6 protein-coding genes are annotated in these 6,201 nt (G+C 70.9%); 5 read left to right on the top strand and 1 reads right to left on the bottom strand.

The window, feature by feature from the left end; all coding sequences use genetic code 11:
* The 5 genes from infB to QHF83_RS52635 all read left to right on the top strand — a co-directional run.
* Positions 1-2,551 (top strand): translation initiation factor IF-2 (gene infB / locus QHF83_RS52655; RefSeq protein WP_282425762.1); only part of this gene is annotated, 2,551 nt, incomplete at its 5' end.
* Between the two features lie 56 nt (positions 2,552-2,607).
* Complete coding sequence (locus QHF83_RS52650; RefSeq protein WP_282425761.1) at positions 2,608-2,973, top strand: DUF503 domain-containing protein; 366 nt, start codon at positions 2,608-2,610, stop codon at positions 2,971-2,973.
* Between the two features lie 26 nt (positions 2,974-2,999).
* Positions 3,000-3,350 (top strand): 30S ribosome-binding factor RbfA, encoded by a 351-nt coding sequence (rbfA, locus tag QHF83_RS52645; RefSeq protein WP_282425760.1) that lies wholly within the window; start codon positions 3,000-3,002, stop codon positions 3,348-3,350.
* Between the two features lie 62 nt (positions 3,351-3,412).
* Positions 3,413-4,963 (top strand): serine/threonine-protein kinase, encoded by a 1,551-nt coding sequence (locus QHF83_RS52640; protein WP_282425759.1) that lies wholly within the window; start codon positions 3,413-3,415, stop codon positions 4,961-4,963.
* On the top strand, positions 4,953-5,951 hold the full coding sequence (locus QHF83_RS52635) for a hypothetical protein (protein WP_282425758.1): 999 nt from the start codon (positions 4,953-4,955) through the stop codon (positions 5,949-5,951). The genes QHF83_RS52640 and QHF83_RS52635 overlap by 11 nt, the downstream gene beginning before the upstream one ends.
* Before the next feature lie 9 nt (positions 5,952-5,960).
* On the opposite strand, the gene QHF83_RS52630 is transcribed toward QHF83_RS52635, so the two are convergent.
* A partial coding sequence (locus QHF83_RS52630) for a hypothetical protein (RefSeq protein ID WP_282425757.1) occupies positions 5,961-6,201 on the bottom strand: 241 nt, incomplete at its 5' end.

Here is a 6,201-nt window from a genome sequence, read left to right as displayed (position 1 = left end):
GCCCGCCCCGAAGGCGGCCGAGCCCGCGCCGGCGCCGAAGGCAGCGGCGGAGCCGCCGAAGAAGGCCGAGGAGCCTGCCAAGCAGGTCGCCGCGCCTGCCGAGACGCCGAAGGCGCCGCCCGCGCCGCCGGCCGCTCCGGCGGCGACGCCTGCGCCGAAGGCCGCGGAGCCTGCGCCTGCGCCGAAGGCGGCCGCCGAGCCGCCGAAGAAGGCCGAGGAGCCGGCGAAGCCTGCGCCCGAGGCGCCGAAGCCGGCGGCGGCTCCGCAGTCGCAGCAGCCGCAGCGGGCTGGTGGTTCGTCGCAGCAGGGCCCGTCGAAGCCCACGACGCCGCCTCCGGCCACGACGCGCTCGCCCGCGCCGCAGCAGGGCCCGGGGCGCACGCCTCCGCCGAGCGCGCCGCCTCCGGCTCGCACGGCGCCTGCGTCGTCCGTGCCGCCGCCGCGCAAGCCTTCGGACACGCCGTCCTCGGTCCCGCCGCGTCCGTCGTCCCCGCCGAAGACGGGCATCGACGTGTGGCAGGGTCGCCCCGGCGTCCCGATGCCGGCCGCGCAGCGCACGAGCACGCCGCGCCGCACGACCTACGATCCGCGCGCCCAGGCGCCGCAGCCGGGCCGTCCGGGCACGGGTTTCGGCCCGCAGACGGGTCGTCCGGGGCAGCCGGGCGGACCGCGCAGCGGCCCGCAGCGGCCTGGCATGGGCGGCTTCCGTGGTCGTCCGGGCGGGCCTCCGATCCAGCAGCGGCGCGGCCCGGCGCAGGTCTCCACGCAGGAGATGGCCTCTCACAAGAAGGTCGTCAAAATCGAGGAGCAGGTCAGCCTGCAGGCGCTCGCCGCGAAGATGAGCGTGAAGTCGACCGATGTTCTCCTGAAGCTCCTCAGCATGGGGATGACGGGCGTGAACATCAACTCGACGCTCGACGCCGACACCGCGAAGATCGTCGCGAGCGAGTTCGGCTGGAACGTCGAAGACGTCGCGGTCAGCGAGACCCAGACGCTCGAGGACGCGACGCGCGTCGAGTCCGAGGCGGACATGGACTTCGAGCTGCGTCCGCCGATCGTCACGGTCATGGGTCACGTCGACCACGGCAAGACGTCGCTGCTCGACCGGATCCGCAAGGCCAGCGTGGCCGAGGGCGAGGCGGGCGGCATCACGCAGCACATCGGCGCGTACCGCGTCGAGACGCCGCGTGGGACGATCGCGTTCCTCGACACGCCGGGTCACGAGGCGTTCACGGCGATGCGTGCCCGCGGCGCCTCGCTCACGGACATCGTCGTGCTCGTGGTCGCGGCGGACGACGGCGTCATGCCGCAGACCAAGGAGGCGATCTCGCACGCGCAGGCCGCGAAGGTGCCGATCATCGTCGCGGTGAACAAGATCGACAAGCCGGGCGCGGATCCCGACAAGATCAAGCGCGACCTCGCGAACCTCGGGCTTCAGCCCGAGGAGTGGGGCGGCCAGACGATGTTCGTGCACGTGTCGGCGAAGACCGGGCAGAACATCGATCAGCTCCTCGAGTCGATCATCCTGCAGGCCGAGATCCTCGAGCTCAAGGCCTACGCGAAGCGCCGCGCGAGCGCGACGGTCATCGAGGCGCTGCTCGATCGTGGCCGCGGCCCGGTCGCGCGCGTCATGATCCAGGACGGCACCCTGCGCACGGGCGACATCATCATCGCCGGCAGCGTGTGGGGTAAGGTCCGCGCGATGACGGACGAGCTCGGCCGCACGGTGGCGCATGCGGGCCCCGCGACGCCGGTCGAGGTGCTCGGCTTGAACGAGGTGCCGAGCGCGGGTGATCCGGTGCATGCGGTCAAGGACGCCAAGACGGCGGAGGAGATCGCGGAGACGCGTCGCAAGAAGGCGTCGAAGTCGCTCATCCCGCAGGACTCGCGCGTCTCGCTGGAGACGCTCACCTCGCGCCTCGCGGAGAGCGATCAGCTGGAGCTGAAGCTCATCGTGAAGGGCGACGTGCAGGGCTCGGTCGAGGCCATCTGCCATGCGCTCTCCAAGCTCTCGACGCAGAAGGTGAAGGTCACGATCGTCCACGCGGGCGTCGGTGGCATCACCGAGGGCGACGTGAACCTGGCGGTCGCATCGAAGGCCATCATCGTCGGGTTCAACGTTCGTCCTGCAGGCAAGGCCGCTAGCCATGCCGAGACCGAGGGCGTCGAGATCCGGCTCTACAACATCATCTACAACGCGGTCGACGACATCCGGTCCGCGATGGAAGGTCTGTTGCCTGCCACCAAGGTCGAGAAGCAGCTCGGCCGGGCGGAGGTTCGTCAGGTCTTCCGCGTCGCGAAGATTGGCACCGTCGCCGGCTGCATGGTGACGAGCGGGCTCGTGAAGCGGACGGCGGAGGCGCGTCTCATCCGCGACAACGTCGTCGTCTGGACGGGCAAGCTCTCGGGCCTGCGCCGCTTCAAGGACGACGCGAAAGAGGTGGCCGAGGGGTTCGAGTGCGGTATCTCGCTCGAGAACTACCAGGACATCAAGGAAAACGACGTCATCGAGTGCTTCGAGATCGAAGAGGTCAAGACGAAGCTCACCTGAGCTTCGGGAGCGACCGCGGACCCGGGTAGCGCCGGCGAACGACGATGTTTGTTGGTGTGTTGAGGCTGAGGTTGGATGTGCCCGGGGCGCGGTCGCTCAAGGACAAGCGGAGCGTCGTCCGCTCGTTCAAGGAGCGAGTGCAAGCACGGCTGAAGGTGGCGGTCGCGGAAGTCGGGGTCCTCGACGATCCGCGGCACGCCACCCTCGGGGTCGCGGTCGTGTCGAACTCGCACACGGTCTGTGATCAGATGATCTCGAGCGTGGTGAGCATGGCCTCCACGCTGCCCGACGCGCTCCTCGCCGATCGGGCGAGCGAGATCGTGAGCTTCGGCGAAGGCGGTCGGGGCGTCGTGGGCGGGATCGAGCAGATGCTCGGGGATCTCGGCGACGACGACCACGACGACGAAGGGGAATCCGCGTGAGTGGACAAGGATTGCGGTCAGCTCGGGTGGCGGCGCGTGTCCGTGAGGAGCTCGCGGCGCTCTTGCGGGACATGGCGGATCCGCGCCTCTTCGGGGTGCTCATCTCGCGCGTGGAGATGACCGACGATCTGCAGACGGCGCGGATCTTCGTGCGGAACGAGCTCGGCACGGCGCAGGGCGAAGCGGAGCGCCGGTCGATGCTGAAGGGGCTCGAGGCGGCCGGGGGACGTCTTCGGCGCGACGTCGGCAAGGCGGTCCAGCTTCGGCGGGCCCCGGAGCTCAAGTTCATCTACGACACGGGCCAGGACAGCGCGTATCGCGTCGAGGAGCTCCTGCACGAGATCCGGATGGACGACGCGAAGCGGGACAAGGGCTAGCAAGGCGCTTTCGCGCGTCGAATGAAGCTCACCGCAGCGGATGCCGTGGTATTCTCCGCGCCGTGAGCCTTTCGGCCGGCGCGATCGTCGGTACCAACGTGCGTCTGCTTCGTCCGCTCAAGCGCGGCGGCATGGGCAGCGTGTGGCTCGCAGAGCACCTGACGTTGCGCACGCAGGTCGCCGTGAAGTTCATGTCCGAGCGCCTCGCGCAGGACCAGGAGTACGTGGCTCGCTTCACGCGCGAGGCCATGGCGAGCGCGCAGATCAAGAGCCCGAACGTCGTTCAGGTCTTCGATCACGGCATCTCGCCCGACGGCACGCCGTACATCGCGATGGAGCTGCTCGAAGGCGAAGACCTGCGCATGCGGCTCTCGAAGATCGGCACGATCGGCCTCGACGAGGCGGCCACGATCGTCGTGCACGTGGCGCGCGCTCTCTCGAAGGCGCATGCGCTCGGCATCGTTCATCGGGACATGAAGCCCGACAACGTCTTCCTGTGTGATCAGGATGGCGAGCTGTTCGTGAAGGTGCTCGACTTCGGGATCGCGAAGCACGCGACGCCCGAGGGCGAAGGGCTCGACGGCATGACGGGCACGGGCGCGATGGTGGGCACGCCGCACTACATGAGCCCCGAGCAGATCCTGAGCGCGCGGCGCGTGGATCATCGGGCGGATCTGTGGTCGGTCGGCGTCGTTCTGTATCGCGCGCTCACGGGGCACGTGCCGTTCCAGGGCGAGACGCTCGGCGCGGTGTGCATCGCGATCGAGCGCGGGAGCTTCGTGCCGCCGAGCCAGAAGCGACCCGGGCTCCTGCCCACGCTCGATGCCTGGTTCTTGCGGGCGCTCGCGCGGGATCCAGCGCAGCGGTTCCAGTCGGCCAAGGAGCTCGCCGATGCGTTCCTCGCGGCGCTCGCCGCGGGCGGATATGCCGCGCCGGCGTCACCCTTCCGGGTGGATACGAGCGCGGCTGCGCGACCGGCCCCGACCGCGCAGCCGCCGGGCAGCTTGACGCCGCTTCCGGGCAGCGGCGCGTCGACGTCGGGCGCTGCGTGGGTCTCGGGCGCGACGCCGCCGCCGATGATGAGCACCGGGCCTTCGGTCGCCACGCCTCCGCCGGGGCTGCCGGAGACGGCGCTGCCCACGGGCTCGGGGCGGTATGCGTCCTCCGTCGAGCCGCCGTGGGCCGCGAGCGGCGCGGCCGCAGCGCCGCCGCCGCTGCAGACGTTTCATGGCTCGTCGGTCACGCACGCCGAGTGGAAGAGCTCTTCCCGACGACGTGCGCTGGTCACGGTCGTGTCGGGCGCGCTCGGGATCGTCGTGCTCATCCTGATCGTGATCGTCGTGCTCACGAAGGGGGATGGGACCGAAGGTGAAAACGCGGCGGCCGCGCTCCCGACCGACGTGACGACGACGACGGCGGCTGCGCAAGCCGCGCCTCCGGCGCCCACGCCGGAGCCCGTGGCGACGCCGGCTGCGACGCCGACCGCGACGCCGACCGAGACCGCCGCGACGCCGCCGGCGACATCGGCGAAGGCGTCCGTGGCGCCCGTCAAGCCGACCTCGACTTCGACCTCCACCTCCACGGGGAAAACGAAACGTGATCGTGGGTTCTGAAAGGGCACGCGGGCGAGCGCGGAGGACGCTCGTCGCGTGGCTCCTCGGCTTCACGACGATCTTGGCGGCGGACGCCGTCGCGTTCGCGCAATCGAAGACGGAGCGCGACATGGCGCGCGCGCTCATGGACGAGGGCGACGCCAAGGTCGAGAAGAAGGATTTCGCCGGCGCGCTGCGCGCTTATCGCGCCGCGCACGCGATCATGGGCGTGCCGTCGACGGGCATCGAGGTCGCGCGCACCGAGGAGAAGCTCGGGCACCTCGTCGAGGCGCACAAGGCCGCGCTCGAGGTCACGCGTTTGCCCGAGAAGCCCGGCGAGCCGAAGCCGTTCACCGAGGCGCGCGAGGCCGCCAAGAAGCTCGCGGCGGAGCTCGAGCCGCGCATCCCGATGCTCACGGTCGTCGTGCAGGGCGTGCCGGAGAGCGCGCCGGTCGAGGTGAAGATCGACGGCGTGCTCGTGCCGAGCGAGACCGCGCGCGCGGCGCAGCCGGTGAACCCGGGCAAGCACGAGGTCTCGGCGGCGGCGACGGGGCTCCCGCCCGTGTCGAAGGAGATCGAGATCGCGGAGGCGCAGCGGCAAAAGGTCACGCTCGCGCTCGGCGACGCGGCGGCAGCGGACGACGGCAGCGACACCGGCCGGCGAGTCTCGCCGCTCGTCTACGTGGGTTTTGGCGTTGGCGGCGCGGGGCTCATCGCGGGCGCGGTGACCGGGGCTCTCTCGCTCGCGCGCGCGGGCACCGTGAAAGATCTCTGCCCCGCGGGGACGTGCCCGACGCAAGCCGCGCTCGACGAAGCTACGCCCGTGAACGATTCCGCGAAGACACTGGCCAACGTCTCCAACGTCGCGTTCGCGTTGGCGGTCGTCGGCGTCGGCGTCGGCGTCGCGGGGATCTTCCTTTCGGGCGGCGAGCCCAAGAAGAGCCCCGAAACGACCTCGATCCGGCTCAACATCGGGCCGACCGGGATCGGCCTCGTCGGCCGCTTCTGAGCGTCGCCTTCAGCGCAGGAAACGAAGAGCGACCAGCACGCCGGCCGCGACGAGAGCGAGGGCCGCGACGATCACGAGGATCGCCATCTGCTGCTTGCCCTGCTCGACCTCGACGGGCCTGGTCTGCGTTGCTGCCGCTGCGCCACGCGCGGCGCCGCTCGTCGATGCGGCCGCGGGGCGCCTTCGCCAGGGCACGGGCGCGCGCAGCGGGCGCACGCCAGCGGGGCCGCCGCCGGAGCTGCCGCCGGGG

This window comes from Polyangium sp. 15x6 (assembly GCF_029960785.1).
Lineage (GTDB): Bacteria > Myxococcota_A > Polyangia > Polyangiales > Polyangiaceae > Polyangium.
The sequence above is the reverse complement of the archived record's forward strand: the minus strand, read 5'-3'. Positions and strand labels throughout refer to the sequence as shown.